Annotated in this window: 1 pseudogene; it reads left to right on the forward strand. The window is 73.5% G+C overall.

Going from position 1 to position 340, the window contains the following annotated elements:
- Nucleotides 1-158 precede the first annotated feature (158 nt).
- A pseudogene (locus tag PUR71_RS41185) lies at nt 159-340 on the forward strand (peptide ABC transporter ATP-binding protein); the annotation flags it as partial.

The raw sequence follows: 340 nt of genomic DNA on the forward strand, positions 1-340 counted from the left end.
CCCCGCCGAAACCGCACTCAGGCTGCCGCATAACAACCCCCTGCTGGAATACGCAGGAACCGTCCACCCATCAGAAGACGCTGCTCCCTCTGCCCGCTCTGATCCATCTCCCGCCCTCGCACCCTACGGCGAGCCACATCGCCGACCGCGTCGGCGGGGTGTACCTCGGCCAGATGGTCGAGATCGGCACGGAGGCCGAGATCTACGGCCCCCCCCCCCCCCCCTACACCCACGCCCCGCTGTCCGCCCGGGCGGGGGCCCACCCCCACGGCCCCGAGCAGCGCGATCGCCCCCAGCACAGCGGCCTCCAGGCCGCCCCCGCGCAACCCCCCTCCCGCAG

Origin of the sequence: Streptomyces sp. SP17BM10 (genome assembly GCF_036322405.1) — a bacterium.
In the GTDB taxonomy this organism is placed as follows: domain Bacteria; phylum Actinomycetota; class Actinomycetes; order Streptomycetales; family Streptomycetaceae; genus Kitasatospora.